Below are 973 nucleotides of genomic sequence, written 5' to 3'. Positions count from 1 at the left end.
AGGACAATGAGGCCGTCGTACGTATCAGTGATATTGGTGAGATCGATGGCGATGTTTATGCACCGCATATCATCATTAATGGCACCGTTCATGGTGACGTCTATGCATCGAGCCATATAGAGCTCGCGGAGAACGCATCGATAAAAGGTAACGTCTATTACCACCTTATTGAGATGGCGATGGGTGCCGAAGTAAACGGTAATCTTGTGCATCGCAAAGAGCCAGAGAGGCACGAGAACGATGCCCCAAAGAAGCAAAACGAACCGACGGGTAGTGATGCCATAGAGCTTAAGGCTGTTAGTTCGTCCGCAAGTAAATAGGAATACTTGACTAAATTTGTCGGATAAGCAGATAATTGCCGGCCGAGAGAGCAGTCAGGAGTTCCGATGAGCGTTGTCCAGTCACATATCCCTTCTCCATTGATCTTTACCGATGCGGCAGCAACCAAGGTAAAGAACTTGATAGAAGAGGAAGAAAACCCAGCATTGAAGTTACGTGTTTACGTGACTGGAGGTGGCTGTTCGGGGTTTCAGTATGGCTTTTCTTTTGATGAAGAGTTAGCCGACGACGATACGGTGATTGAGAACATGGGGGTGAATCTTGTTGTTGACCCGATGTCGTATCAGTACCTCGTTGGTTCGACAGTCGATTACAGCGAAGGTCTAAAAGGCGCTCAGTTTGTAATCAATAATCCAAATGCGACGACAACCTGCGGCTGCGGATCGAGTTTTACCATTTAGTTTGAATCGCGATCGAGTAAGAGAAGCGCTTTCGTCGCTTCTCTTAGATGTCTTTCCCAGGCTTTCTTGCCACCTTCCTCCGAAACAACGCCATCATCTCCCAACAAGATATAGCGAATCAGACCTGTCATGTCTGTGTTCTCCTTTGCCGATGGTTCAGTACAAGACAGTACTATAAGACTTTGTAGCTCCGGCCAGCAGTCCCAAGGTGCTGATTTTGATTCGGCGAAGCG

At 47.5% G+C, this 973-nt stretch carries 3 protein-coding genes; 2 read left to right on the top strand and 1 reads right to left on the bottom strand.

Annotation, left to right across the window (positions count from 1 at the left end; genetic code table 11):
• Both A3750_RS02780 and erpA read left to right on the top strand, forming a co-directional pair.
• Positions 1 to 320 (top strand): polymer-forming cytoskeletal protein (locus A3750_RS02780; RefSeq protein WP_197474836.1); only part of this gene is annotated, 320 nt, incomplete at its 5' end.
• A 66-nt stretch (positions 321 to 386) separates the two neighbouring features.
• Positions 387 to 740, top strand: coding sequence for an iron-sulfur cluster insertion protein ErpA (gene erpA, locus A3750_RS02775; RefSeq protein ID WP_068458547.1), 354 nt, complete (start codon positions 387 to 389; stop codon positions 738 to 740).
• Here the strand turns inward: erpA and A3750_RS26730 are convergent.
• The coding region (locus A3750_RS26730; protein ID WP_231871686.1) for a hypothetical protein at positions 737 to 973 on the bottom strand (237 nt) is incomplete at its 5' end. The two genes, erpA and A3750_RS26730, sit on opposite strands and share 4 nt — an antisense overlap.

Source organism: Oleiphilus sp. HI0079 (assembly GCF_001635105.1).
The sequence above is the reverse complement of the archived record's forward strand: the minus strand, read 5'-3'. Positions and strand labels throughout refer to the sequence as shown.

Excerpts from the sequence above, each read along its gene's own strand:
- erpA (WP_068458547.1), top strand. The coding sequence starts at position 387 with ATGAGCGTTGTCCAGTCACATATCCCTTCTCCATTGATCTTTACCGAT.